The sequence below is a fragment of the Amycolatopsis alba DSM 44262 genome (assembly GCF_000384215.1).
Lineage (GTDB): Bacteria > Actinomycetota > Actinomycetes > Mycobacteriales > Pseudonocardiaceae > Amycolatopsis > Amycolatopsis alba.
In genome coordinates this window covers 5,181,489-5,207,342 of record NZ_KB913032.1, presented here as the reverse complement: position 1 = coordinate 5,207,342, position 25,854 = coordinate 5,181,489, and the positions used below count along the sequence as shown (strand labels likewise).

Annotated in this window: 20 protein-coding genes; 9 read left to right on the top strand and 11 right to left on the bottom strand. The window is 68.0% G+C overall.

What is annotated here, in order from left to right:
- Positions 1-3: 3 nt before the first annotated feature.
- The 5 genes from AMYAL_RS0124935 (at position 4) to AMYAL_RS0124915 (ending at position 5,035) form a co-directional block, all read left to right on the top strand.
- A complete protein-coding gene (locus tag AMYAL_RS0124935; protein ID WP_020633985.1) occupies positions 4-972 on the top strand; it encodes a Bug family tripartite tricarboxylate transporter substrate binding protein in 969 nt (322 codons plus the stop codon).
- The gene (locus tag AMYAL_RS0124930) at positions 969-1,466 is read left to right on the top strand and encodes a tripartite tricarboxylate transporter TctB family protein (RefSeq protein ID WP_020633984.1); all 498 of its coding nucleotides are present in this window, start codon (positions 969-971) and stop codon (positions 1,464-1,466) included. Before AMYAL_RS0124935 ends, AMYAL_RS0124930 begins: the two co-directional genes overlap by 4 nt.
- Complete coding sequence (locus tag AMYAL_RS0124925; protein WP_020633983.1) at positions 1,466-2,983, top strand: tripartite tricarboxylate transporter permease; 1,518 nt, start codon at positions 1,466-1,468, stop codon at positions 2,981-2,983. The genes AMYAL_RS0124930 and AMYAL_RS0124925 overlap by 1 nt, the downstream gene beginning before the upstream one ends.
- Positions 2,984-3,105: 122 nt before the next feature.
- Positions 3,106-3,426, top strand: coding sequence for a hypothetical protein (locus AMYAL_RS46075; protein WP_020633982.1), 321 nt, complete (start codon positions 3,106-3,108; stop codon positions 3,424-3,426).
- 178 nt (positions 3,427-3,604) lie between these two features.
- Complete coding sequence (locus tag AMYAL_RS0124915; RefSeq protein WP_020633981.1) at positions 3,605-5,035, top strand: DUF1996 domain-containing protein; 1,431 nt, start codon at positions 3,605-3,607, stop codon at positions 5,033-5,035.
- A 151-nt stretch (positions 5,036-5,186) separates the two neighbouring features.
- Here AMYAL_RS0124915 and AMYAL_RS0124910 read toward each other — a convergent pair whose 3' ends face one another.
- From AMYAL_RS0124910 to AMYAL_RS0124885, 6 genes are all read right to left on the bottom strand, one after another.
- On the bottom strand, positions 5,187-5,876 hold the full coding sequence (locus tag AMYAL_RS0124910) for a hypothetical protein (protein ID WP_020633980.1): 690 nt from the start codon (positions 5,874-5,876) through the stop codon (positions 5,187-5,189).
- A 121-nt stretch (positions 5,877-5,997) separates the two neighbouring features.
- Complete coding sequence (locus tag AMYAL_RS0124905; RefSeq protein WP_020633979.1) at positions 5,998-6,699, bottom strand: Crp/Fnr family transcriptional regulator; 702 nt, start codon at positions 6,697-6,699, stop codon at positions 5,998-6,000.
- Between the two features lie 29 nt (positions 6,700-6,728).
- Positions 6,729-7,094: a hypothetical protein gene (locus AMYAL_RS0124900; RefSeq protein ID WP_007034234.1), complete on the bottom strand. Its 366-nt coding sequence runs from the start codon at positions 7,092-7,094 to the stop codon at positions 6,729-6,731.
- Positions 7,095-7,144: 50 nt separating this feature from the next.
- Positions 7,145-7,642 carry a hypothetical protein gene (locus AMYAL_RS0124895; protein ID WP_020633978.1) on the bottom strand — a complete coding sequence of 166 codons (498 nt, stop codon included), beginning with the start codon at positions 7,640-7,642 and terminating at the stop codon, positions 7,145-7,147.
- A gap of 1 nt (position 7,643) precedes the next feature.
- Positions 7,644-9,398, bottom strand: coding sequence for a substrate-binding and vWA domain-containing protein (locus AMYAL_RS0124890; RefSeq protein ID WP_020633977.1), 1,755 nt, complete (start codon positions 9,396-9,398; stop codon positions 7,644-7,646).
- 35 nt (positions 9,399-9,433) lie between these two features.
- A complete protein-coding gene (locus AMYAL_RS0124885) occupies positions 9,434-12,064 on the bottom strand; it encodes a P-loop NTPase fold protein (RefSeq protein WP_020633976.1) in 2,631 nt (876 codons plus the stop codon).
- Between the two features lie 193 nt (positions 12,065-12,257).
- On the opposite strand from AMYAL_RS0124885, the gene AMYAL_RS0124880 reads away from it, so the two are divergent.
- The gene (locus AMYAL_RS0124880) at positions 12,258-12,809 is read left to right on the top strand and encodes a snapalysin family zinc-dependent metalloprotease (protein ID WP_020633975.1); all 552 of its coding nucleotides are present in this window, start codon (positions 12,258-12,260) and stop codon (positions 12,807-12,809) included.
- 50 nt (positions 12,810-12,859) lie between these two features.
- Here AMYAL_RS0124880 and AMYAL_RS0124875 read toward each other — a convergent pair whose 3' ends face one another.
- Complete coding sequence (locus AMYAL_RS0124875) at positions 12,860-13,054, bottom strand: ferredoxin (RefSeq protein ID WP_020633974.1); 195 nt, start codon at positions 13,052-13,054, stop codon at positions 12,860-12,862.
- A complete protein-coding gene (locus tag AMYAL_RS0124870) occupies positions 13,045-14,247 on the bottom strand; it encodes a cytochrome P450 (protein ID WP_020633973.1) in 1,203 nt (400 codons plus the stop codon). The genes AMYAL_RS0124875 and AMYAL_RS0124870 overlap by 10 nt, the downstream gene beginning before the upstream one ends.
- Before the next feature lie 184 nt (positions 14,248-14,431).
- Between AMYAL_RS0124870 and AMYAL_RS0124865 the strand changes: the two genes are divergently transcribed.
- Positions 14,432-15,382 carry a helix-turn-helix domain-containing protein gene (locus tag AMYAL_RS0124865; protein ID WP_020633972.1) on the top strand — a complete coding sequence of 317 codons (951 nt, stop codon included), beginning with the start codon at positions 14,432-14,434 and terminating at the stop codon, positions 15,380-15,382.
- Here the strand turns inward: AMYAL_RS0124865 and AMYAL_RS0124860 are convergent.
- The 3 genes from AMYAL_RS0124860 to AMYAL_RS0124850 form a co-directional block, all read right to left on the bottom strand.
- Complete coding sequence (locus AMYAL_RS0124860) at positions 15,375-20,258, bottom strand: DNA repair ATPase (protein WP_020633971.1); 4,884 nt, start codon at positions 20,256-20,258, stop codon at positions 15,375-15,377. The two genes, AMYAL_RS0124865 and AMYAL_RS0124860, sit on opposite strands and share 8 nt — an antisense overlap.
- Positions 20,255-22,201, bottom strand: a complete 1,947-nt coding sequence (locus tag AMYAL_RS0124855; protein WP_245193024.1) for a flotillin family protein — start codon at positions 22,199-22,201, stop codon at positions 20,255-20,257. Before AMYAL_RS0124855 ends, AMYAL_RS0124860 begins: the two co-directional genes overlap by 4 nt.
- A gap of 80 nt (positions 22,202-22,281) precedes the next feature.
- Positions 22,282-22,866, bottom strand: coding sequence for a hypothetical protein (locus AMYAL_RS0124850; RefSeq protein WP_020633969.1), 585 nt, complete (start codon positions 22,864-22,866; stop codon positions 22,282-22,284).
- 348 nt (positions 22,867-23,214) lie between these two features.
- Between AMYAL_RS0124850 and AMYAL_RS48540 the strand changes: the two genes are divergently transcribed.
- Both AMYAL_RS48540 and AMYAL_RS0124840 read left to right on the top strand, forming a co-directional pair.
- Positions 23,215-23,652, top strand: coding sequence for a hypothetical protein (locus AMYAL_RS48540; RefSeq protein ID WP_084702147.1), 438 nt, complete (start codon positions 23,215-23,217; stop codon positions 23,650-23,652).
- A 23-nt stretch (positions 23,653-23,675) separates the two neighbouring features.
- Complete coding sequence (locus AMYAL_RS0124840) at positions 23,676-25,775, top strand: (Fe-S)-binding protein (protein WP_020633967.1); 2,100 nt, start codon at positions 23,676-23,678, stop codon at positions 25,773-25,775.
- Positions 25,776-25,854: the final 79 nt, after the last annotated feature.

The following is a 25,854-nucleotide window of genomic DNA, read 5'->3' as shown; positions in this document are numbered from 1 at the left end:
TGGTTGGCCATCGCGGCGGCGCTCGTCGCCGTCTTGCTGGTGCCACCCTTGCTCACACCGGGCAGCGAGGCCGACGAAGGCTCGCAGATCCGGTCGATGCGGGTGCTCGTGCCCAACGCGCCCGGCGGCGGTTACGACATCACGGCCCGCACGGCGACCAAGGCGATGGAGGACGCCGACCTGCTCGGCAACGCGGAGGTGTTCAACCTCCCCGGTGCCGGCGGCACGGTCGGCCTCGGCCGCACGGTGGCCGAACGTGGCAACGGCAAACTCGTCATGTCGATGGGTCTCGGCGTCGTCGGCAGCGTGTTCACGAACAAGTCGCCGTCTTCGCTGCTCGACACCACACCGGTGGCGAAGCTGATCGAAGAGTCCGACATCGTCGTGGTCGGCAAGGACTCGCCGTACAAGACGATCGGCCAGCTCATCTCGGCCTGGAAGGCCGATCCGGGCGCGGTCCAGGTCGGCGGCGGCTCGTCGCCCGGCGGCCCGGACCACCTGGCGCCGATGCTGATGGCGAAGGCGGTCGGGCTCGCCCCCAAAAAGGTCAACTACGTCCAGTTCGACGGCGGTGGCGAGCTGCTCGCGTCGGTCCTCGGCGGCAAGGTCGCGTTCGGTGTCTCGGGTGTCGGCGAATACCGCGACCAGATCGCGGCGGGCACGCTGCGGGTGCTCGCGGTGACCAGCGAGAAGCGGATCCCCGGCATCGACGCGCCGACGCTTTCGGAGTCCGGGGTGGACGTCAAGTTCACCAACTGGCGCGGCATCGTCGCGCCGCCCGGCATCACCGAATCGGACCGGGCGAAACTGGTCAGCCTGTTCGACCGGCTGCAGAAGACGCCGCAGTGGCAGGAAGCCTTGCAGCGCAACGGATGGACCGGCGCCTTCGCGCCCGGTGAGCAGTTCGGTTCGTTTCTCAAAGAGGAGAACACGCGAGTGGCAACGGTGCTGAAAGAGCTGGGTCTCGCATGACGACCACATGGCTGAAGGAGCGCTCCGAACTCGGGGTGAGCGTGGGACTCCTGGCGCTCGGCGTGCTGGTGCTCACCGACGCGCTGAGCATCCCCACCGACTTCGCCCAGCGCGGGCCGGTGGGGCCGAAGGCGGTGCCGATCCTGGTCGGCTCCCTGCTGCTGATCGTCGCCGTGCTGCTGGCGCGCGACGTGCTGCGCGGCGGCAAGGGCGAGGCCGAGGGCGGCGAGGACATCGACCTCACCGAGCCCGCGGACCTGCGCACGGTCCTGTTGCTGTGCGGCGCCTTCCTCGCCAACGCGGCGCTGATCGGCCTGGTCGGGTTCCCGATCTCGGGCGCGATCCTGTTCTGGGGCGCGGCGTACGCGCTCGGCAGCCGCAACCTGGTGCGTGACCCGCTGATCGCGGCGGGCATGTCCGTCGTGACCTTCCTGGTCTTCAACAACCTGCTCGGTGTCCCGCTCCCCGGTGGCCCGTTGATGGAGGTGTTCTGATGTTCCAGCAACTCATCGACGGCTTCGGCACCGCGCTGACCCCGACCCATATCGCGATGGCGGCGATCGGTGTCCTGCTCGGCACCGCGATCGGTGTGCTGCCGGGTATCGGCCCGGCCATGGCGGTGGCGCTGCTGCTCCCGGTGACCTACGGCCTGGAGCCCACCGGCGCGTTCATCATGTTCGCCGGCATCTACTACGGCGGGATGTTCGGCGGCTCGACGACGTCGATCCTGCTGAACACGCCGGGTGAGAGCGCGGCGGTGGTCGCGGCCATCGACGGCAATCCCATGGCCCGCAAGGGCCGCGGGGCGCAAGCGCTTGCGGCGGCCGCGATCGGGCATTTCGTCGGCGGCATCCTCGGCACGATCGCGCTGGTCGTGCTGGCCCCGGTGATCGCGAAGCACGCCGTCGACATCGGCGCGCCGGACCTGTTCGCGATCATGGTGCTGGCGTTCATCGCGGTCACGTCGGTGCTCGGCAGTTCCCGGATCCGCGGCGTGGCGTCGCTGCTGATCGGGCTCACCATCGGACTGGTCGGCCTCGACGAGATGACCGGCCAGCAGCGGCTGACCTTCGGCTCACTGCACCTGGCCGACGGCATCGACGTCGTCATCGTGGCGGTCGCGCTGTTCGCGGTCGGCGAGTCGCTGTGGGTCGCCGCGCATCTGCGGCGCAACGCGTTCAAACCGATCCCGGTCGGCAGGCCGTGGCTCTCCCGCGCCGACCTGAAGCGGACGTGGAAGCCGTGGCTGCGCGGGCCGCTCATCGGATTCCCGTTCGGCGCGGTGCCCGCGGGTGGCGCGGAGATCCCGACTTTCCTCTCGTACGTCACGGAAAAGCGGCTGTCGAAGCACAAGGACGAGTTCGGCAAGGGTGCCATCGAAGGCGTCGCGGGTCCGGAAGCGACGGCGTCGGCGTCGGCCGCCGGGACGCTGGTCTCGATGCTGACGCTCGGCCTGCCGACCACCGCGGTCGCGGCCGTGATGCTCGCGGCGTTCCAGCAGTACGGCATCCAGCCGGGACCACTGCTGTTCGAGCGGGAGTCTTCGCTGGTGTGGGGCCTGATCGCCTCACTGTTCGTCGGACTGACACTGCTGCTGGTGCTGAACCTGCCGCTGGCGCCGCTGTGGGCGAAACTGCTGCGGATCCCGAGGCCGTACCTCTACGCGGGCATCCTGTTCTTCGCCAGTGTCGGCGCGTACGCGGTCAACGCGGACATCTTCGACCTGCTGGTGATGTTCGTGATCGGCCTGATCGGCTTCGCGATGCGCCGCTACGGGCTGCCGGTGCTGCCGGCGATCATCGGCGTCATCCTCGGCCCGGCCGCCGAACAGCAGATGCGGCGCGCGCTGCAGCTGAGCGACGGCAGCCTGAGCGGATTGTTCAACACCCCGTTCGCGATCGTGGTCTACGTGATCATCCTGGTGATCCTGTTCTTCCCGTTGATCAAGCGCTTCCTGCCTGCCCGTCCCACCGCCACCGAGGCGGAGCCCAAGGACAAGGTGGACGCCTGACCAGCGGGAAAACCGGCCCGGCCTCGACTGCCCCGAGGCCGGGCCCTTTTCCCTCTCCGGAAGGAGAGCACTTGTCCGCGCGAGTGATCTTTCCGGCGCCTCACGGCGACAGGGTCAGTCCCATGAAGATCCTGCACCTGCCCCCGGCCGTCAGCGACACCGAGCGACCGGTTCCCCGGTGGATCCCGTTCCTCGGCGGCAAACCCGTCCGGCTTCTCGTGGCCGCTGTCCCCGCTGTCGCCGGAGGCCTGATCCTCACGGCGTTGTTCAGCGCGATCCCGCTCGGCGACGGCCGCCATCTCACGGTGTTCGGGGTGCGCGAAGGCGTCGCCTACCTCGACGAAGGCTGGGAAATCCTGGCGAGGGTGTGCATCGCCCCGCTCTCGCTCTGGGGGCCGATCACCATCGTCCTGGGCGTCGCGTACCACCTTCGCCGAAGGTAACGAAAAGATAACGGCGAGATCGCTTTTTGAACCGCGTTCGCTTCGGGGCCGTTTCAGCCAACACGGAGTCAGTGACACCGGCGCTGCCGGCGCCGCCTCCCCCGGACTCCGTGCAACGACACCGAACGAGGTGAACAAGTTCATGCCCCGTAACCAAAGAACCGCAGGTCGCCATCGCATGGCGCGTCGCACCAAGGTCGCCACGGGAGCCATCGCGCTTTCCCTCGCGGTCGGCGGGATCGTCGTGATCAACACGACCGGAACCCCCGACGCGGCCAGGGCCGACAACGCGGACAAGTCGTTCTTCATCGACATCAAGCAGGTTCCCCGCGGCACCAACGTCAACCTCGACCTCGCCAGACGAGGCGCCCGAGGGACGTTCACCGTGGACTGCGGCCGCAACGAGAACGGCCACTTCAACGGCGACAACTTCATCGCACAGCCCGGTGTCCGCAACGGCGCCGAGCACCTCCACGACTACGTCGGGAACCTTTCGACCAACGCGGACTCGAACAACAAGAGCCTGCTGCGCGCGGGCACCACCTGCAAGAACGGGGACAAGTCGGCCTACTTCTGGCCGGTCATCCGGATCAACACCGAGGAAGAGGAAGAAAACCAGGCGGCGGACGAGGAGAAACTCGCCGCCGACCGCGTCGACGCGGCCAAGGACGAGGCGGGCGCCCAGGTCGACTGCCCCGACGTCGCCAGCGAACTCGACGACGTTCCCGACCAGGCCATGCCCGCCGTCGACGAGAACCTCGACAAGCTCGACCAGGAGTCCGACAACGCCAACAAGCAACTGGCGCAAGGAAAACAGGCGGGCCAGGTGCTCACTGAGCTGAAGGACAAGCGGAAGCCGTCGATCAAGAAGATCAACGACACCCTGGAACAGGCGGGCAAGCAGGCCGCGAAGGACGAAGAGCTGCTCGCCGGCTGCGCGGTGAAGCAGAACGGCGAAGGCGGCCTCGACAACGGCGGCGAGAACAGCAACGCCGCCGGCGACGCCGAGAAGAAGCAGGCCGACGGCAAGGCCGCCGACCTGCCCGGCGTCAACGACAACAACGAGATCGGCAACAACGAAGGCGAGATCCAGCGCCCCGTGAAGGCGGACCTGACCTTCACCAGCGGCGGTGCCCGCCGCGTCGTCGCGATGCCGAAGTTCCTGCGCGTGCTCTACGGCGACGCCAAGCAGAGCACCAACGGCCCGGCCAACGCCCGGCCCAGCTGGACCTGCAGCGGCTTCGAGGACCGGCTCACCGAGCTGTACCCGATCTGCCCGCAGGGCAGCAAGGTCACCCGGATCCACGCGTTCCCGAACTGCTGGGACGGGAAGAACACCGACAGCGCCAACCACCGCACGCACATCGTGTTCTCCGACCGGAACGGGAACTGCCCGCGTGGCTTCAAGAACGTGCCACAGCTGAAGATCACGCTGGTGTACGACATCCCGCTGAACATCCAGACCGCCGGGCAGTTCGCGGTCGACGCGTTCGCGCAGGAGAAGCACAACCCGCGGTCCGATCACGACGACTTCGCGAACGTCATGTCACAGCGGCTGATGAACCAGCTGGTGAAGTGCGTCAACAGCGGGAAACGCTGCCGTCAGTAGACGGAACGCTGTGGGGGCGCGGTGGGGATGACCCGCGCCCCCACTCCCCGCGCCGGGGGGTCCGGTTTCTGGCCCGGCGTAGGGGTACCGGGCCAGAAACCGGCGAGCGATACGGCTTTCCCTCCCTGGAAACCGGACCGCCCGGTCTGGGTCAGGCCGTCGTCGACAACCGGCTCACCCGGTTGAACACGAGCGGCACCGCGACAGCGGGGTTCAGTTCGGCCAGGACCGCTTCGGCGTCCAGGCCAGGCAAGTGGATCCACGCGCTGTCCGCGAAATCCGGGGTCGTGACGCTGATCCGGGCGCAGCGCGCAGGCGGGACCAGCGCGACCCCGAACGGCTCGACCACGTTGCGCCACACGGATTGCGAGACGATCATCCCGGCGCCGAACTTGTCGCCCGTCGGATCGGACCGGCACCAGTAGCCGACGGCTTCGTTGAAGGTCGAGGCGCACAGCAACCGGGTCAGCGTGATGTACGTGCGGTGGTAGCGGTGGTTGTCCGCCATCGGTCCCATGTGGACCGCCACCCGCGCCCGCATCGGGACGCGGGCGTAGCGGTTGCGGGTCCGGAGCAGATGGTCCAGATGGAACACGACCTCGCAGAGCTGGCCGACGGCGTGGTCCGGATACGCGACCATCAGCCCGTCCCCGGTCTCCCGGAAGTGACGCGCTTCCCCCGGAGCGAGCCCCACCGCGTTGAAAGAGCGGGAAACCAGCGTTTCCATCTCGGTCTTCATCGGGTCCAGCAGGTCATCGCTGGCCTTGGACGAACCGACGATGTCGACGGAAAGTACGGCGTGGGTGTGCGCGTTGTAATGGCCTGAGGTCAGCACCTGCATCTCTGCGACCCCTCCCCTGATCGGTGAAAACTGGCGGCAGGAAGCAGTGTTCCCACTCCTCACCGGAAGTTCTGTTCGGAACCGAACAAAACCTGACCCCGCGCTGGTCAACGCCAGTGAGCTAAGTCACACCTTTTTCCGTGATCACCCGCAATGCCTCGCGATCGACAACGGTGATCGCACGGCGCGAACTGGCCACAACTCCCGCCTTCCGGAGTTTGTCCAGCGCCTGCGCGACCATGGTCCGGCCCATCGGGATGAACTGCGCGAGTTCGTCCTGGCTCAGCGGGATCCCGATCCGCCAGCCGGCGGGCGTCCGGATGCCACAGACGTCGACGAGGTAGTCCAGCCGGGTCGCGACCCTGGCCACCGCCTGCGGTTTCCAGGACTGCGTCCGCTGCCGCTGGGCGAGCACGAACCGGCGGGCGACGCTGACGAGCACCTCCCGCATCGCCGCCGGATGATCCAGCAGGAACCGGTTGAACTCGCTCGCCGCGATCCGCCGGACGTGCACTTCCTCGATGGCGACGACGTCGGCCATCCGGATGCCGCCCGCGATCACCGCGATCTCGCCGTGCAGATCGCCGGGCACGCCGACGTCGAGGATGACCGTCGCCCCCATCCGGTCGGCGCTGGTCACCTTCACGTAGCCGTGCCTCAGCAGCATGACGAAGTCGCCGGGCTCACCCGACCGCATCAGCGCCTGTCTGCTCTCGTAGGTCTGCGGGGTACCCATCTCCAGCAACCGGGCACGGACGGGTTCGTCCAGCCGCTCCAGGAACGGACGTTCTCTCTCTTCGGCGGCCTCCGGGCCCAAACCCACGAAACACCCTCCCAGGCAGTCGTGAACACCTATCGCGGAGAGTAACCGAATCGGCCACCCGATCCGGCGGCGGAACCGTCGTGCGTGGTGAAGATGCCCAGCCGGACCAATTCCGATCTGATCCACTCGGCCAGCCGGTGCAACGGCCCGTCCTCGGCCTCGACGAAATAGCTGTCCACGATCTGGTGTCGCCTGTCGGCGTGTTTCGCCGCGTAGAGCAGCGCTGACCGTACCTCGGAGACCTTCAGCGGAGCGACCTTGATTCCTGGAGCGGGCCGCACGGTGCTTTTGGCGGCCATCACCGCCAGCACGGCTTCCTCCAGGCTGAACCGGTGCTCCACCGGCACGACCACATGTTCCACGCCCTCGACAACCCGGCGCCCGATCAACGGCATACTGTCAGATCAGCATGACGCACGGCCGTAGTCTGTTCGGCACCGAACACTCAGCGTGGTTCGACCACCGCGATGGCCTCTTCGAGCGTTTCCCGGTACAGCCGCATCCGTTCGACGAGCATCACCGGATCCGGGTCCGCGTCCCGTGCGTGTCGCTCCAGCTTCTCGGTGGTCTGCTTCACCGTGACCTGCAGTTCGACGACCTCGGGCGCGTTCCGGCCCCTGCGGTCTTCGAGTCGAGCCACCGCCCGCTTGAACGCTCCGGAAAGCTCGGCTTCGCCCGGCTGCACCGATTCGATGGCCGTCAGCGCCCGCCCGAGCATGCTGTAGTGGTCGTAGCCCGCCGGTTTCCCTTTCGGCGGCTTCGATCGCCTGCCGTTCAGCGCGAGGAACGCGATCTCGGCGGGAACCAGCGCGGCGAAAGCGGCGACGGCGCCGAAGAGCCAGGCCGCGGGATGCGGGTACGTCACCGCGCGGCCGATCAGCCCGGCGATCAGCGCGAGTACGCCGGCGACGACGTGGAACGGGCGGTTGTCGTGCTCGGCCATGTCAGAAGTTACTGAAGACGTTGACGAACATCTTGTCGATGCTCTGCGGGTCGACGGCCTGGTAGCTGCGGGCCTTGGACTTCTGCGCGATCTCGTCGAGAACGCGGCCGTCCGCCTGCGCGCCGTAGGCCATCGTGAAGATCCGGACGGAGTTGTCCAGCCGTTCGGCGTCGACGGCCTTGAGCATGTCGTCCTTGCTCCCGTCGCCGGTGTTCTCGCCATCGGTCAGGAAGACGATGGCGTTGATGACGTTCGGGTCGAACTCCCGCCGCATCTTGTCGTTGGCGGCCGCCACGGTCTTGTACAGCGCCGTGTTTCCTTTCGGGACCAGGTTTTCGACCAGGTCGATCATCGGCCCGCGGACGTTCTTCACCTTGCCGATCGGCATCTCTTCCTCGTACCCGTCCGAGAACGTCCACAGCCCGACCTCGTCCTCGGGATGCAGATATTCGAGCTGTTTCTTGATCGCGGGTTTCAGCAGGTCGATCCGGCGATCGGAGTACGGCTTGTCCTTGCGGTTCTTGTCGAACGGATCCTTCATCGATCCGGACAGGTCCAGCACCAGCAGGATCCGGCCGCGCCGTTGCGTGTACTCCCAGCCGTCCAGCATCTTCTGGATCTGGTCTCCGGTCGGGACCTCGATCTTCGGGGTTTCCCGCGTGTCCTTGGTGCGCACGACCTCGGCCAGCTCCTGGCTCCCGTTGCCGCCGGGGTCGCGGAACCCGAGTTCCCGGAAGCGTTTCTGCTGGTCGGGTTCCAGCAGGAAGGCGTAGAGATCCTTCGCCGCCTCCTGCTGTTCCGGCGACGCTTTCGCGGTGACCAGGAAGGGATGGTCGATCAGCATCGTCCCTTCCTTCGGGTGCACCGCGACCAGCGGGCGCACCGGCGGGACGGGGTTCCCGTTCAGCTGCGCGGGATCACCGGTCGGCACGCCGCGGTTGTAGAGGTAGACCATCTGCTCCTGCATCGCCATCGCGCTGATGTAGGGCGTGGGCTTCTTGCGGTCCTCGTCGTACAGCGTCTTCAGGAAGGCCACCGAATCGTCGCTGTAGTAGGCGACCGACGCCTCGATGCCGCGGACGAACCGGACGGCTTCGGTCGTCCCGATCTTGGTGTAGTCGCCGCCGGTGGCCGCGAAGTAGGTCGCGATGGTCGCGGCGAGCCCGGACGTCGACCGCCGCGGGTTGTCCTTGCCCAGCGTGAAGTTCCCCCACTGGGCGTTCGCCCCGGCTTTCGACGCCCAGCCGCCGTTCTGGTTCACCGCCAGCACGTCACCCCAGCCGATGCTCGTGTCCGGCCAGCCCATCGCCTTGGCCATCGGCTCCGGCATCGCCATCACCATCGGGCTCGTCGCGAGCGAGGTCTTCGTGCCGTCCTGGATCAGGCCCCCTTTGCCGCGCTGGCGCAGCAGATCGAGCCAGAGCGACGAACTCGGCAGCCAGACCTGGGGTTCGGGCTGCCGCTGGTCGACGTCGTTCCAGCCGTCGGCGATGAGGTCGAGCGTGGCACCCGAGGTCTTCTTGAACGACTCGACCTTCGCGCACCGGCCGTCGCCGAACGTCCGGCCGGTGTTGTTGTACCGCCCGGCCAGTTCGGCGATCAGGTCGCCCTTCTCCGTGGAGGAACTGATGACCAGTCCGACGCAGTCGGTCCGTGCCGCGTTCGACGGCGGGGTGACGACGGTCGCGAGGAGAACGATCACCAACGCCCCGACGAGCCCGCCGAAGGCGAGCGCAAGCCAGCCTGATCTCCGCATACGCCGCCCCTCGCCGTTGTAGCGCGCAAGTGTAGCTACAACGTGGTTCCCGCTTCCATTTCCCCGGTCACCAGATCGTAGGTTTCGAAACTGAAGCGGGCGAGAGTGCCCACCCAATTCCGATAGACCTGTAGATCATCGAAGGATTCGACGTCTAGCCGCCATTCAGGTGGAAAGGCCTCCTGCAACGAGTCGCCGCCGGAAAGCGCGATGAAGGTCGAGCGTGCGGCGTCCGGATCGGCGACCAGCAGGGTCAGCAGGACCAGCACCGCCCGGTAGGGGCCGCCGACGAACCGCGCCAGTTCCGCGTCCGGGATGCCGATGCGCACGAGCCGGTACAGGTTGATCAGTTTCCGGATCTCGCGCGGTGTGTTGAGCTTTTTCCGCAACACGTGCACGAAAGCGCGTTCGACCTCGGTGAGCCGCAACCGGTCCGGCCGCATGTTGTAGAACGTCGGCGGGGCCGTTTCCTCGACGAGCACTTCCACCGGTTCGCCGTTTTCGCCGCTTTCGGCGGTGTCCCCGTCCTCCGGCCATTCTTCGCGCCCGTGCGGCGCCGGCTCCCGTCCTTCGATCGGCATCAGGGCGTCGATCAGTTCGTCGGCCGCGGCTCCCATGGGGCGCAAGGCGAACACGATCTGGAAGATCTTGTCGAGGTACTCGGTCCGCCGCGCTTCCCCGGCGCCGAAAAGCTCTTCGTGGTGCTGGTCGAGGCATCGCCGCAACCACCGCGGATCGACGGCCACCACGACGACGAACGCGGGCAGGGCCAGCAGCAGATGGACCGCCGCGAGCACCTCGATCACCTTCGACGGCGGGCAGCGGTCGAGGTCGTCGATGTAGAGCACGATGCGTTCCAGCGGCGGTGCGCCCTTGCCGCCCGCCAGCTGCCATTCGGCTCGCGCGCCGGCCAGATCGGCGCTGAGGTCCGCGAGATCCTCCCGGACACGGGCGAAAACGCCTTGGTAGTCCCCGTATCTGCCGGTTTTCGCTTCTTCGATCAGGTCACCGAGCCGGGTGGCCGCGTCCAGCCGCCGGAGCCGTTCCTCGGTCTCCCGGACCTCGGTCTCGAAGCGTTCCGCCCGCTTCTCGACGTCTCCGCGCAGTTTGTCCAATGTGGACTTGACCGGCGCGAGCGCCGCCCTGGCGGTGGTGAGCGCCGGGGTCAGCACGGCGCCGAGCGCGACGACGGCGCCCGCCGCGGCGAGGATCGCGTTGTGCCACAAGGCCCAGCCGGTGATCGCCGCGACGAGGCCGAGCACACCGGAGACCGCGTAGCCCGCGACGGCGAGACGCCGCCGTCGCCGTTCGGCCCGGTCCACCCCGGACACCAAAAGCCGCCAGCGCCAGGTCAGCGGGGAATCCGCTTTGATGGCACGGAGACCCGCGAGCCGGGTCCGCAACCGCTCACGTTCGGCCCGGACCTCGCCTGCGTCCGCGTGCGTCTCGGGCGCGCCGAGGTTCCGGAACAGATGGTCAACCAGCCCGACCCACAGGTGGTCGTCGTGGTACTGCCAGGCGTTGAACCGGATCTGCCGGATCTCGCCGGCGAACACGCTGGTGGCGGCGTCGCCGCGGGACCTGCGCGCCAGTTCGGCCACCCGGTCGGTCACCTGCCGCACGAAACTGGACTTGCCGGACCCCCAGGGGCCCAGCAGCGCGACGCACAACGGCGGGCTGGTCTCGCGGTCGGCGATGACCGCGGCGAGGGTGCGCACGTCGTCCTGGAAGCCGATCAGGTCGAGCGGGCTTTCGACGTCGGGCGTGATCCGCGGGCGCGCCCGCCCCGGTTTGGGCTCGACGAAACCGGTGCCGTCGATCTGGTTGCCGAAGCGGTCCCACACCCGGATCGTGCCGTCGTCCCCGACCGTGACGATCTTCTCGTTGCGCGCCGTGCAGGCGATCGCGCGGACGTTCCCCCGGTGTCCCTTGAGGAGGGTGTACCCGGCCGGGTCGTCGATCTCGCGGACGCAGACCTCGCCACCGGAACCGCCGGAGAACACCAGTTTGCCGTCCGGGCTGAAGGCCAGCGTCCGCACCACCCCGGCGTGGCCGGGGAAGACGAGGGCCGGATCGCCGTTGCGCCCCCACAACCGGACCGTCTCGCCGTCGCCGGACAGCACCCGCTCGCCGTCGGCCGAAACCGCGACGACGCGGACCGTGCCCGCGCCGTCGAACCGGTAGTGGGAAACGACTTCCTTGTCCCACAGCCGGACTCCACCGGTGTCGTCGCCGGCGACGACCACCCGGCCGTCCGGGGTCACCGCGACCGATTCGACCTCCGGGCCGCCGGTGCGCAGACCCCGCACGGTCACGCCGTCCAGCCGCCGGACCTCGACCACGCTTCCCGAGCCGGACACGGCGAAGTCCTTCGCCACCGCGACCGCGACGGTCCGCTTGGTGGTCTGGACCTCCGGGGGATACGCCTCACGACCGGCGAGCCGCCAGCGCCGGACCGTCGCACCATCGCAACCGACCACGTGGTGACCTGAGATGCCCACCGCGAGCACCGGCCGATCGTGGCCGCTCAACGCGAAACGCTGGACGCCGGTCTCCAGGTCCCAGACCCGGACCGTCCGATCCGCACCGCCGGTGACCAGCCGGTTTCCCGTCACCGCGACCGCGAGGATCGGTTCTTCGTGTCCGGTGAAACGCGCCGTCGTCATAACGGCACAGTCTTCCGGTCACGTCAAGATCGTGGTTAACGACAGGCGACTATCGGCGGGTACCCCGACGACCTCGGCAGGTCCTAACATCACGCGGAGGCAACGGAGGATTACGCACAGGTCCTCTTGCCAGAACAAAAAAGTGTCGACACTGCTCCGAAATTCCAGCACGCCTTAACGCGAGGAGTTCAACGTGCTTCGACGTACCTTCGCCGCGGTGCTCACCGGCGCCGCGCTCTCCATCTCGGTGCTCTCGGCACCCTCCGCCGGTGCCGCCGAGATGTTGGCGACCACCCTGACCTACGACGACAGCCAGGCCGCGGAGTTCAAGGCAGACGTTGCCGCCGGCGTCAACGTCTGGAACACCAACGTCACCAACGTCCGTCTCGTGAAGGCGACGCCGGGGCAGCGGGTCAACATCCGGATCGTCGCCGACAACGGCTGGCCGCGCGCCACCCTCGGGCCGGTCCGCCCGAGCGGCACGGTCACCGTCTGGTACGGCAGGCAGGCCGTCCAGCAGGGCTACAACAAGACCCGGATCGCCTCGCACGAACTGGGCCACAGCCTCGGCCTGCCCGACGTGAAGCCGGGGCCGTGCTCGTCGCTGATGTCGGGTTCGACCGGTGGCGTCAGCTGCGCCAACGTGAACCCGAACGCCCAGGAGAAGGCCCAGGTCCAGCGGAACTACGGCGGCACCGCCGTGCGGAACGCCGACGCGGGCAAGGTCCTCGCGGAGATCGGCTGATCCCCGGTCAGGGGGTGCCCGCCCGGCACCCCCTGACCAGGACCGACGACTCAGTCCGCGGCCGTGATCGCGGCCGCCGGGCACAACTGCACGGCGTCGCCGATCGCGGCCGGTTCCGGGTCCAGCAACCGGACCCGGCCGTCTTCCTCGTCCTGTTCGAACACCTCCGGCGCGGTCAGCACGCACATCCCCGCGCCCACACAGCGTTCCCGGTCGACTTCGAGCCGCATGGCGATCAGTCCCACGCCACCGGGAGCGCGTACACCCCGTAGATGTCGGAATCCGTCCGCAGCGGGACCTCGTCGGCCGGAACGGCCAGGCGCAGCGACGGGAACCTGGCGAGCAGCCCGGCGAAGGCGACCTTCATCTGGACACGCGCGAGCTGCTGGCCGAGGCACTGGTGGACACCGTGCCCGAAGGACAGGTGCCCGGCGGCCTTGCGGCCGAGGTCGAGCCGGTCGGGATCGGGGAACTTCAGCGGGTCGCGGTTGGCGGCCAGCACCGAGATCGCGACCGGTTCCCCCGCCTTGACGAGCTGTCCGCCGATCTCGACGTCTTCCAGCGCGGTGCGCACCCCGGTGTGCGGGATCGCCAGGTAGCGCAGGAGCTCCTCGATCGCGCCGTCGATGCTCTCCGGGTCCTCGCGCAGGGCGGCGAGCTGGTCCGGATTCCGCAGCAGCGCGAACGTGCCCAGCGCCAGCATGTTGGCCGTGGTGTCCAAACCTGCCCCCAGCAAGAGGAACGCGATGCTGGTGAGTTCCACTTCGGTGAGTTCGGTCGCCGCGAGTTCGCCGAGGATGTCGTCGGTCGGCTCGGCCCGTTTGGCCACGATGAGCCGGTAGAGGTACTCCCCCAGCGCGTTGATGGCCGCCCCCTGCTCCTCGAGCGAGGCGTCCGGCCGGTTCAACGGTGCGACGTTGCGCCGGAAGAATTCGTGATCGTCGTAGGGGACGCCGAGCAGCTCGCAGATCATCAGCGCCGGAATGGGCTGTGCGAAAGCCGTCACCAGATCGGCGGTCGTCCCCTGCCGCTCCATCGCGTCGAGGTGCTCGATGGTCACCTGCTCGACCCGTTCGGTGAGCTGCCGCATCCGGCGGACGGTGAACTTGCCGGTGAGCGTCTTGCGGTAACGCGAGTGCTCCTCGCCGTCCATCTTGATGAACATGCCCGGCTCCGCGGGTGGCGGCACCACCATCGCCGAGGGCCCCGGCAGCGGCGAGTGCAGCAGCTCCTGCCGTGAACTGAACCGCGTGTCCGCGGTGATTTCCCGGACGATCGCGTGCCCCGTCGCGAGCCAGCCTTCGTGACCGTCAGGAAAGGTGAGCCGGACGAGCGGATGCTCGTCGCGCAGCGGGCCGAGTTCGGCGGGCGGGTCGAACGGGCAGCCCTTCGGCCGTTCGAGGGGAATCTCCGCGAGATGCGGTACCGAGGTCGTCATAGCTGTTCCTCCCAGATCTTCAGCCATGACCAAAGGCTACGTTGCATTTATTCTTTGCCCAAAGCTCCGCTCTGGCATTTTATGCGTTATAGCTGGTAGATTTCTCGAAATCGTTGCAACGGTCTTGCCGATGAATGCAACACGTCGTTGCACTGACCTGCGAGTGAACGCACAGGAGGTGCCCATGCCGGGCGGCAGGCTGACGCTGGAAGACCGCCGGCTGATCGCGGCCTGGCTCAAGGACGGCCTCGGATACGCCGAGATCGCCCGGCGGCTCGGGCGCCCGACGTCGACGATCAGCCGCGAGGTCGCGCGCAACAGCGGCCAGTCCGGCTACCGCGCCGACGAAGCGAGCCGGGTCACCGGGGAACGGGCCCGGCGCCGCAAACCGCTGTCACGGGCCGCCCCCGTCGTCACGAACGGGTACGGACGGGATCTGGAGGCCGTGCGTACCTTCGAGACCGACTTCGCCGAGATGATGGTGGCGACCGGGCTGCCCCGGATGATGTCGCGGGTGCTCGCTTGCCTGTCCGTCAGCGACGAAGGCGTCCTCACCGCGGCGGAACTCGCCCGGCGGCTCCAGGTCAGCCCGGCGTCGATCTCGCACGCCGTCCGCTACCTCGAAACGCAGGCCCTGCTCCGGCGGGAACGGGACGGCAGGCGGGAGCAGTACGTCATCGACGACGAGATGCCGCAGCGGGTCTGGGCCGAAAGCGTCCGGGCGAACCAGGAATGGATCAAGATCGCCCGCCAGGGCGCCGAAGTCCTCGGCACCTCGACACCCGCGGGCGCCCGCATGGACGACCTCTCCCGCTTCCACGCGCGCATCAACGAAGTCATGCTGGACGACCGCGTCGCCGTCTACGTCGGCGACGCGGTGACGGCACTCGCCGCTCTCCTCCACGCGGGGCGCGCACTTTCCTCCCCGGCACTCGCGGACGCGCTGGGGTGGCCTGTCGAACGGGTCTCGGACGCGCTGCGGGTGGCGCAGGAGTACCCGCACGTCGCCGGCCCGGTGACGGTGGTTTCCGGTGGTGAGGGGTATCGGGCTGTTGCTTTGGTGGAGCGGCTGACGGTGGCTCAGCTGGGCCTTCTCGGCAGCCGGGCTCCGGCTGCCGAGAAAAGCCCTACATGACGTCGCGAACGACCATCCGTTCCGAAGCCCGTTCGATCGCCGCCTCGACCGCGCCGACCCGATCCGCCAGCAGGCCCATCGCGCCGACGGCTCGGCTCATCGGGTCTTCGTCATCGCCGCCGAGCGCCTGCGCCCGCAGGTAAGCCGCCTTCACGTCCGCCCACCGCTGCGCCTCCGAGGCGCTCAGGCGTCCGCGCAATTCGGCCAGTTTGAGCAGGTTGGCCTCGGCGCCCGAAGTGAGCGTCTGCGCTTCACCGGCGTAGTGGTCGTCGATCAGCGCTTCCAGTTCGGCGTCGTTCATCGCGGGCACGATCCGTCCGGCGAGCTTGTTCATGTTCCGGTACGAACCCTGCAGCTGGAACGGCGGTTCGACACGGGACGCGTCCGCCTGCGCCGCCGAGGCGATGTACGCCTGATTGTTCGCCAAAACGATCCGCTGCACCTGGATCAGTTTCCGCAGCACGGCGAGGATCTGCTCCAGTTCGGTCGCCGAGTACGCGTGCTTCAGCTGATCCGCCCGCACCGAGCCGTCGCCGCGGGCCAGCCGCACGAGAACGTCCACATCGGACCTTTCCCGCGAAACCAGTGGCGCGAGCACGGTGTTCGCGGTGAGCGAGTTCTCGATATAGCTCAGTGCGAACAGGTCTTCCTTGCCCGACAGGACATCGCCGAGGTTCCATACGTCCGCGCGGTTGGCGAGCATGTCCGGGATCCGGAACCGCTTGCCCTGTTCGGTGTACGGGTTACCGGCCATGCAGACGGCGAACCGCTTGCCCCGCAGGTCGTAGGTCCGCGTCCGGCCCTCCCACACACCTTCCATCCGCCGCTGCGCGTCGCACAGCGAGATGAACTTCTGCAGCAGCTCCGGCGAGGTGTGCTGGATGTCGTCCAGGTACAAGAGCACGTTGTTGCCCTGCTCCAGCGCGAACGAGATCTTCTCGACCTCTTGCCGCGCGGTCGCGTTGGGCGCGTCCGCCGGATCCACCGACGTGACCTCGTGCCCGAGCGCCGGCCCGTTCACCTTGACGAACACCAGTCCGAGCCTGCTCGCGACGTACTCCATGAGCGTCGTCTTGCCGTACCCCGGCGGCGAGATCAGCAACAACAGCCCGGACTGGTCGGTGCGACGGGCGTCACCGGTCGCACCGAGCTGCTTCGCGAGGTTGTCGCCGATCAACGGCAGGTAGACCTCGTCGAGCAGCCTGTTGCGCACGAAGGCGCTCATCACCTTCGGCTTGTACTCGGCCAGCCGCAGCCTGTCCCGTTCCGCCGCCACCAGTTCGTTGCGCTGCCGCTGGTACGCCCGGAAACCCGGCACCCGGTCACGCCGGAACCGCCCGGTCCTCGCCAGCGTCTCGTCCAGCCGCAGCGTCAGGGACCGGTTGACGATCCGCGGATGCGAGCCGAGCAGACCGTCCACGGTGGCCGAAAGCTCCGCCGACGAGTCGTAGCGCGGCAGCTCGGCGAGTTCCATCGCGACGGCCTCGGCCAGCTCGTCGCCGGGAATCCCGGCTGAGTCCACAAAGGACGAAAGCCAGGCTTCGGCGAGCTGATGACGATCCGCGAGGTCTTCGAGGGCACGCAGGTCTTCGGCGAAGCTCCGGCGGTCGAGCCGGAACTTGTCGAGCAGTGTCCGCGCGCCGCCGCTGGTGACGAACCCCGGCGACGCGTCGGCCAGTTCCTCGAACAGGTACTCACCGGCGAATTCCAGGTCCAGCGCCAGCCCGGACGACGCGGCGAACGCGGCCATCGCCTCGGCGAACTCGCCCGCCAGCGAGTCGATCGCCGTGGTGTGGCTGAACGCCTCCCGCACCCGCGCGAGCGACGCGGCGCGCGTCGTCCACGCGGACTTCGCCGCTTCTTCGGCCCCGAAAGCCCAGAACAGCTGAGCCGCGGCCCGTGCGGCGGGCGGATACCGCAGCAATCCGGCGGCGGACCGCAGGCGCAGCAGCTCCGCCAGGATCGCGGCGGCGTCGTGGTCGTGCACGCCGCGCGCGTAACCCTCGTCGTAGCGGTCACCCGCGACGCGCCGGACGACCTCCAGCAGCTCGGTCTCCGGCAACTCCGGCTTCTCGAGCAGGATCGACGTGGCCAGGTACTCGGCGCGATAGACCTCGGGCGACTCCGAGACCAGCAGCTGATCCCAGTACGGCCGCGTCGCCTCGAACGAGGGGTCCCGCACCGGCGAGCGGTAGTCGGTCCCGGTGATCGCGAACTTCATCCCGCCGTCGTGCGGCACCAGGGTGAGGTCGATGTCCTGGGTGTTGACCGCGAAGGTGTTGCGGCCAAGGCGGATCGTCTCCCCGCCCTCGCCGTAGAGGTCGAGCCTGTCCCGCAGCGCGCGACCGGCCTCCTGGCGAGCGGCCTTGACCCGGCCTTCGAGCTCCTCGGCGCGTACCTGGTCGCCGAGGTCGCGCAGTTCGGCGACGACGCTGCGCAGCTTCGCGACCATCGGGTCGGAGGCGAAGTAGGTGTTGATCTCGTCGACCGAGCCGAGCGTGCCGACCCGCCTGGTCACGCTCGTGAGGATCCGTTCGGCCGAATCGACCAGCCTGTCCGCACGGCGGGCCCGCTCGTCGAGCAGCGCCTGCTTGCGCGAGGAGAACGCCTCGTAGACGTCGGTGCGCTTTTCGCCCAGCGAAACCAGGAAGTCGTCGAACTCGCCGAACCGCGATTCGAGATTTTCCAGCTGCAGCAGCAATCTGCCGAGCTGCTCGTCGCAGCGGTCCGGGGTGTCCGCGACCGCGAGCCCGCCGGTGATGGCCTGCGCGAGCAGCGCGAACTCGGCGGCGAACTCCGCCCGGCCCTCGGTCTCCAGCAGTTCCTTGCGGCGCGCGTCGAGGGTGGCACGGGCCCGGTTGACCCCGCCGATCACCTCGCCGACGCGTTCGAGGATCTTCGTCCGCACCACGGCGTCCGCGATGTCCAGCCCACCGACGACGTCGGTGAGGACTTCGAGCCCGCCGGACTGCTCGTCCAGCTGCTCGGCGACCGGGATCGCCTCGGCGACGGTCGCGATCGCGCCCGCGGCTTCGACCAGCCTGTCGACCTCTGCGTGGTAGCTCGTGAACGCGTCCTCGCCCTGGAGGAACCGGACGGCCCGCTGCGCGGCTTCGCCGAATTCCGTGTCCAGGTCGGCGATCACCTTGTCGACCCGGTCGGTGTCGACGTACCGCAGTTCCCGCACGGTGACGAGATGGCCTCGCGCGCGGTGCATTTCGGCGAGCCTGCGCACCCACGCGTCGGCCGCGTTCAGCGCCTCGCCGCGCACCCTGCGCACGAGCGACGCGGTTTCCGCGGCCGCCTCTTCCACGGCTTCGGCGGCCTGAGCGGTGAGCGAGGTGACCGTCTCGAACTCGTCGAGCACCTGCTCCGCGGTGACCCGGACGTCCGACAGCGGCGACCGCAGATCGCCGAGTTCGGCCTCACCGAGCCAGTGGTAGTGATCGAAAACCCTTGCGCACGCGGCGATCAGGGCCTCGAACACCGCGGCCGACGGCGCCATCTCGCCGACCATCCGGCCGATCGACAGGCAGTCGGAGATCCCGCGGACCAGATCGGCGTTGCCGACCCGCTCCAGCGGCCCTGTCCCGGCCGGCTGCGACGCGGCAAACGTGTCCGATTGGAACGGCGTCCGCCACACCTGCATCGGATGCACGCGGCTCGGCTCGTCGGACAGCGCGCGGAACAGCACCATCGTGCCGTCGTCGAACAGCGAGTACCCGTGGCACGGGATCGGGTTCGAGACCTCTTTGCGGATCACGTTGTACGGCAGGAGAAGCGAGCGCCCCTCGGCCCGCGCGTGGAAGACGTAGAGCACGTCCTCCCCGTTGGGCGAGCGGATCACGCGCTCGAATTCGAGCTCGTCCACCGTGGTGTCGAACGTCTTGCTGATGCCCGTGTCGAGGTAGTACCCGCCGGGGAAGATGATGCCGTGGTCCTCGGGCAGCCGCTGGCACGCCTGCCCGATCCCGTCGAGGCGCACCACGTCGCGGGTGCGGGTGTTGAACACCAGGTACCGGTGTTCGGTCTCCTTGTACGGCAGCATCCGCAGCAGGATCAGCGGGCCGATCCTGGCGTAGGACACCTCGGCGTCGGCGAGACTCTGCAACGGCTCGTCGACCGGCTCGGAGTAGACGCCCTCGCCGGTCTCGGTGTTGTTCTCGACCTTGATCGTCAGGTTTCCGCCGACGGTCTCGACGAACACCTCGTCCTCGATCGAGATGTGCGGATGCCGTCCGAGAACGTGCTGCTCGCGGCTGGTCTCGATCCATTCGAAGTCGTGCGACGGCGGGAAGACGTGGTCGCGTTCACCCCGGCTGTCCACATAGGACACTTTGCCGTCGGCGGCGATGCCCCAGCGCAGCACGCGGATGTCCTCGGTCCGCGGGCCGATCTGGAACACCGCGAGCAGCTTGCCCTCGACCCGGCGCAGCTGCAGCAGCTTCGCCTGCCGGTAGTACCGGTACAGTTCGGCGAAATCGCGGACGAACTGCTCGTCACGCAGCAGTCCGGGCAGCTCTTCGGCGGGCACGTCGTCGAAGCGGAAGGCTTCCTCGTCATGGCTGAAGCCGTGCAGCGAGAAGACATCGTCGACCGTCGTCTCGGGTTTGAGCCCGATGAAGACGTTGTAGCCGAACAACATCCGCCCGCCGACGGACACGACGTCGCGCGGCACGCAGTTGTTCGCGGTGCGGATCCGCTCCGTGCCGATCAGCGCGAGCTGCGCGCTGCCGAAGACCCCGAGCCGCGCGGTGTTGAGCTCGTCCGCGCGTTTCGCCAGTTCGGCGGCCTGTGCGGCGAGCCGGGCGCGGAGCACCTCGTAGGTGCCCGCGTCCAGCTGCTCCGTTCCTGCCGCCGGTTCGGTCGCCGTCACTGCTTCGCGGGGGCGAGGGTGGCGACGGACTTGTCGGCGAGGCCGAGCCGCTGCGCCATGGCCAGCAGCTCCTGCACCTTGCCGCTGTCCGGGCCGCCCGCCTGCAGCTGCTTGGCCAGGAAGGCCGACAGCGTCAGGTTCTTCACGTCCTCGGTGCTCACCGAGCCGAGCAGCTTGCCGATGTCGTCGGTGAAGCTGCCCGAACCGTCGAGCCACGACTTCCCGAGCGTCTGGACGACGTCCGAGTGCTCGACGAACCCGTCGACGCTCTTGCCGAGCCCGATCGAGCCGATGACCTTCTCGAAGAACATGGTCTCGCCGCCGACGATGTCGATGTCGGCCTTCTCCAGCCCGATGCCCAGGACCGTGGCCTGGGCCTCGGCGACCTCGCGCTGGACGTTGAGCGCGGCGAGCCGGATCTCCTTCTCCGCCTCCAGGCGCAGGCGGTACTCCTCGTGCAGGCGGCTGGCGCTGTCGAGCGCGGCCATCGCGGCGGCCTTCTCGGTGAGACCTTCGGCCTCGCCCTTGAGCTTGTCGCGCATCGCGTCGGCGAGCACGATCGCCTTCTCGCGTTCGACGATCGCCTCGGCGCGGCCGACCTTCTCCAGCGCGTCCGCGTCGCGTTCCTTGACCTGCGCCGCGGCCAGGCCGACGGCGGCCTCCTCGGCCTGGATGCCCTCCGCGAGACGGATCTTCGCGCGGGTCTCCAGCTCGGCGGCCTGCTGGCGCGCCTCGGCCAGCGTCAGTTCCTCGCGGGCCTTGTGCTTCGACGCGGCCTCGGCGGCTTCCGCGGCCTTGATGTCCTTGACGAGGTTTTCCTGCGCCTCCGCCTCGGCCCGGATGATGGTGGCCGAGCGCTGACGCTCCGCCTCTTCGACGACGCGGAGCTTCTTGATGTTCTCTTCCTGCTCCGCCACGGTCTTCTCGACCGCGATCCGCTCGCGGATCACCTCGGCGATGGACCGCTTCTCGGTCTCGACTTCCTTGTCCTTGGCGATCCGGGACAGCTCGGTCTCGCGTTCGCGGCCGATGACCTCCAGGAGCCTGTCCTTCTCGATGCGCTCGCTCTCGATGGCGATGACGCGCTCGCGGTTCTTGCCCGCGACCTCGATCTCCCGCTGCTGGTTCTGGTGCTGGACGCCGAGCTGCTCGTCCGTGCGCAGGTCGGCGGCCTGCGACTTGAGCCGCTCCTCCGCCTGGACCTTGGCGATCTCGGCCTCTTCGCGCGCCCGCATGGTCTCGACCTCGCGGCGCTGCTTGATCTCGGCGTCGGCCTGACGGCGCTCCAGTTCGAGGATCGCCTCGCGGGCGTCCACGTTCTGGCGGGTGATCTCTTTTTCCTCGCCGCGGCGGAACTCGTTGGTGCGCACGTGCTCGATCGCGGTCAGCTCGGTGATCTTGCGGATACCCTGCGCGTCGAGGATGTTCGCGGAGTCGAGCTGCGCCATCGGCGTCTGCTCGAGGTAGTCGATGGCCGCGTCCTCGAGGCTGTACCCGTTCAGGTCGGTGCCGATGACGCGGATGATCTGATCGCGGAACTCGTGGCGCTTCGTGTAGAGATCCACGAAGTCCAGCTGCTTCCCGACGGTTTTCAACGCCTCGGAGAACTTCGCGTTGAACAGCTCCTGCAGCGTGGCCTCGTGGCTCGCGCGTTCGGTGCCGATCGCCTGCGCGACCTTGATGACGTCCTCGACGGTCTTGTTGACCCGGACGAAGAACGAGATCCGGATGTCGGCGCGGATGTTGTCCCGGCAGATCAGGCCTTCACGGCCGGTGCGGGTGATCTCCATCGCCTTGACCGAGGTGTCCATGATCTCGGCCTTGTGCAGTACCGGCAGGACGATCGCGCCGGTGAACGTCACGTCGACGCGGCGGACCTTCGAGATGATCAGCGCCTTCCCCTGCGGCACCTTCTTGAACAACCTGGTGATCGTGAAGAGCAAGACCAGGAGGATGACAACTATCACGGCGATCAGAACGCCGGCCCCCACGCTGATGGCACCCATAGTGTTCCTTTTCTGCTTCAGAGATCCAAAGACTCGACCCAGAAGAACTCGCCTTCGGAGTCGTAGTCATAGAGAACAACGCGGCTCCCGGCCGTCAGGTTGCCTTGGCCCGCCTGCCGAACGTCCACAATGGCCGTCGACCCGTCGGCGGCGGCGACCTCGGCCTGCCCGAAGTCATGGCTCACCGACGAAGTGCGGATGACGGCGGCGCGACCGACGAAGTCCCGCCTGCTCGGTTCCTTCGCGGGACCGAATACCCGGCGCAGTGGCACCGCGATCACCCTCGTCCCGAGCGTGCCGAGCACGAGCGCGACGGCGAGCACGCCGACCCCGAACCCGATCCTCGATGGTGTCGAAAGCTCCAGATCATCGAGAAGAACCGTCCCTGCCAGGCTGGCGAACCAGGTGAATGCGATCAGTAAAGAGAGCGAAATGGACAGTGGGACCCCACCGAAGCCCGCCAGGAGCCCGTCTCCGCCATCGAAGCCATCGGTGTCGACTCCGCCGAACAGTGCCAGCAGCCAGTAACCGATCACCACGATCAGCAGGAAGCTGAAGAGCACGGCCGGGAACCCCAGAGCCGCGGTGACGAACCCGCCCATCCTGTCGTTCCCTCCCCCATTACCACGGGTCAGGACTATAACCAGCGAGTGACGTCCGCCGGGCCGTTTTCGGCTACGAGTGGGTCACGGTGTGCGGAAGCGTGCGCGGGCTCGAGCACGCCGCGAGACGGAATCCGTGACTCGCGTGCTTGGAGGCGGAACTCACGAGTGCGGTCCCCAAGCACGCGAGTTCCGGGTCTGATCACGCGAGATCGGTGTACGGGTGCCCAGCGTTACGCCGACCGGCCGCGCGGAAGCCATCCGGTTGGACCTGTCGCGCCGCCGGAGCGAGCCCTACTCTCCAGTATTGAGAGTGACACAGGACACACCACGGTCTTGGAGGCTCCCTTGGGTTGGCACGTTCGCGAAACGATCGACGGGGATCAGCGCGAACGGCGGATCCGCCACGTCACCCGCTGCCTGAGCTGCACCCTCACCTGCGTCCATTGTGGACTGCCCGCCGGATTCTCCCTTCCCGCGGGACATCCCGGACTAGGCGTTGTCGAGCACCTCCCTGGCTCGACAACGCCCGGACTGCCGGATCTCGCCCTCCTGCACCGCTTCTGCCGCGACCACCTCGCCACGGAACCCGGTATCGCGCTCCGGCGCGCGTACCTCGGCCTGGCGACCGAACTCTTCGAAGCGGGGCGGCGGATCCGCTGTCACCGAAGACTCGGCGTGCATCCGCCACGGCCGGGACATCTCGACGCCTACCGAAAACGGTGGCGAGTGGCCAAAATGCGGTACGCCTGCAAGGCGTGCCGGTACTACACCGGCTCTCACTGAGCCGATTCTCCCCCGGAGGACTCGTGCTCGTTCGTCTCATCCTCGGCCTGCTCGTCACCGTCGCCGGTCTCGCTTTCGCCGCCCGCCGCGCCGCCTGGCTCTACAAACTGATCAAGTCCGGCCAGCCGGACGAAAAACGCTCCGACGTCATGGCCGTCCGCGCGAAAACACATCTGGCCGAGGTCTTCGGGCAGCGCAAACTGCTGAAGTGGTCGGTCCCCGGACTCGCGCATCTGTTCACGTTCTGGGGTTTCGTGATCCTCGGCTCGGTCTACCTCGAGGCGTACGGCGCCCTGTTCGACCACGACTTCCACATCCCGCTCATCGGGCACTGGGCGGTTCTGGGCTTCCTGCAGGACTTCATCGCCGTCGCGGTACTCGTCTCGCTCGGGGTCTTCGCGGTCATCCGGATCCGCCAGGCACCCGAACGCCAAGAGCGCGCGTCCCGGTTCTACGGGTCGCACACCGGCGGCGCCTGGTTCATCCTGTTCATGATCTTCAACGTGATCTGGACGATGTTCCTCTTCCGCGGCGCGTCGGCGGCGGTCGGCGTCTTCCCGTACGAGTCGGGCGCGTGGGTTTCCCTCGGCGTCGGCGAACTCCTGGAGCCGCTGGGCCTCCCGGTCACCGAGCCACTGGAGACCGTCGGGCTGCTGCTGCACATCGGCGTGATGCTGGCGTTCCTGTCGATCGTGCTCTACTCCAAGCACCTCCACATCTTCCTGGCGCCGGTCAACGTCACCGCCAAACGGCTCCCGGACGCGCTCGGCCCGCTGCTGCCGATGGAGTCCGGCGGCAAGCCGATCGACTTCGAGGATCCGGGCGAGGACGACACCTTCGGCCGCGGCAAGATCGAGGATTTCACCTGGAAGGGCATGCTCGACTTCGCCACCTGCACCGAATGCGGCCGCTGCCAGTCGCAGTGCCCGGCGTGGAACACGGGGAAACCGTTGTCCCCCAAGCTCATGATCATGGATCTGCGGGACCACCTCTTCGAGAGCGCCCCGTACATCCTGGACGGCAAGGAGGCGCCCGAGGAGCGTCCGCTGGTCGGCACCAAGGAGGACTTCGGCGTCATCGACCCGGACGTCCTCTGGTCCTGCACCACCTGCGGCGCGTGTGTCGAGCAGTGCCCTGTCGACATCGAGCACGTCGACCACGTCGTGGACATGCGCCGGTACCAGGTGATGATCGAGTCGGCCTTCCCGAGCGAACTCGGCGTGCTGTTCAAGAACCTGGAAACCAAGGGAAACCCTTGGGGCCAGAACAACTCCGACCGCCTCGCCTGGACGAAGGACCTCGGCTTCGAGGTGCCGATCTTCGACGGCGAACTCGCCGAAGACGTCGAGTACGTCTACTGGGTCGGCTGTGCGGGCGCTTTCGACGACAACGCCCGCAAGACCGTCCGCGCGACCGCGGAGCTCCTGCATCTCGCCGGGGTCAAGTACACGATCCTCGGCACCGACGAGTCCTGCACCGGCGACCCGGCCCGCCGCTCCGGCAACGAGTTCCTCTTCCAGATGCTCGCGCAGCAGACCGTCGAGACACTGAACGCGGTGTTCGATGGCCGCGAACCGGGCACGCGCAAGATCGTCACCACCTGCCCGCACTGCCTGAACACGCTCGGCCGCGAGTACCCGCAACTGGACGGGCACTACGAGGTCCTGCACCACACGCAGCTGCTGAACCGGCTGGTCCGCGCGGGCAAACTCACCCCGGTCCAACCGGTCGACGCCGGCCCGGTGACCTACCACGACCCGTGTTACCTCGGCCGCCACAACAAGGTCTACGAGCCGCCGCGCGAACTCGTCGGCGCGACCGGCGCCACCCTGAGCGAGATGCCCCGGCACGCCGACCGTTCGCTCTGCTGCGGCGCCGGTGGCGCGCGGATGTGGATGGAAGAGCAGATCGGCAAGCGCATCAACCTCGAACGCGTCGACGAGGCACTCGGCACGGACGCCGAAACCATCGTCACCGGCTGCCCGTTCTGCCGCGTGATGCTGAACGACGGTCTCGTGCAGCGGCAGAGCGAGCAGCGTGGCCAAAACGTCACCGTGCGCGACGTCTCCCAGCTCCTGCTGGAATCCGTGAAGGAGCGAGACCGGACCGCGACCGAGATTTAGGCACCGGTCGGCGGAGCTGAGATGCATGCCGGGAACGGACACAACGCGTGAACCCGCCCGGCCGCAGGCCCCGCTATCG

Excerpts from the sequence above, each read along its gene's own strand:
- AMYAL_RS0124850 (WP_020633969.1), bottom strand. The coding sequence starts at position 22,866 with ATGGGCGGGTTCGTCACCGCGGCTCTGGGGTTCCCGGCCGTGCTCTTC.
- AMYAL_RS0124865 (WP_020633972.1), top strand. The coding sequence starts at position 14,432 with ATGCCGGGCGGCAGGCTGACGCTGGAAGACCGCCGGCTGATCGCGGCC.
- AMYAL_RS0124925 (WP_020633983.1), top strand. The coding sequence starts at position 1,466 with ATGTTCCAGCAACTCATCGACGGCTTCGGCACCGCGCTGACCCCGACC.
- AMYAL_RS0124885 (WP_020633976.1), bottom strand. The coding sequence starts at position 12,064 with ATGACGACGGCGCGTTTCACCGGACACGAAGAACCGATCCTCGCGGTC.
- AMYAL_RS0124890 (WP_020633977.1), bottom strand. The coding sequence starts at position 9,398 with ATGCGGAGATCAGGCTGGCTTGCGCTCGCCTTCGGCGGGCTCGTCGGG.
- AMYAL_RS0124895 (WP_020633978.1), bottom strand. The coding sequence starts at position 7,642 with ATGGCCGAGCACGACAACCGCCCGTTCCACGTCGTCGCCGGCGTACTC.
- AMYAL_RS0124915 (WP_020633981.1), top strand. The coding sequence starts at position 3,605 with ATGGCGCGTCGCACCAAGGTCGCCACGGGAGCCATCGCGCTTTCCCTC.
- AMYAL_RS0124900 (WP_007034234.1), bottom strand. The coding sequence starts at position 7,094 with ATGCCGTTGATCGGGCGCCGGGTTGTCGAGGGCGTGGAACATGTGGTC.
- AMYAL_RS0124870 (WP_020633973.1), bottom strand. The coding sequence starts at position 14,247 with ATGACGACCTCGGTACCGCATCTCGCGGAGATTCCCCTCGAACGGCCG.
- AMYAL_RS0124910 (WP_020633980.1), bottom strand. The coding sequence starts at position 5,876 with ATGCAGGTGCTGACCTCAGGCCATTACAACGCGCACACCCACGCCGTA.
- AMYAL_RS46075 (WP_020633982.1), top strand. The coding sequence starts at position 3,106 with ATGAAGATCCTGCACCTGCCCCCGGCCGTCAGCGACACCGAGCGACCG.
- AMYAL_RS0124930 (WP_020633984.1), top strand. The coding sequence starts at position 969 with ATGACGACCACATGGCTGAAGGAGCGCTCCGAACTCGGGGTGAGCGTG.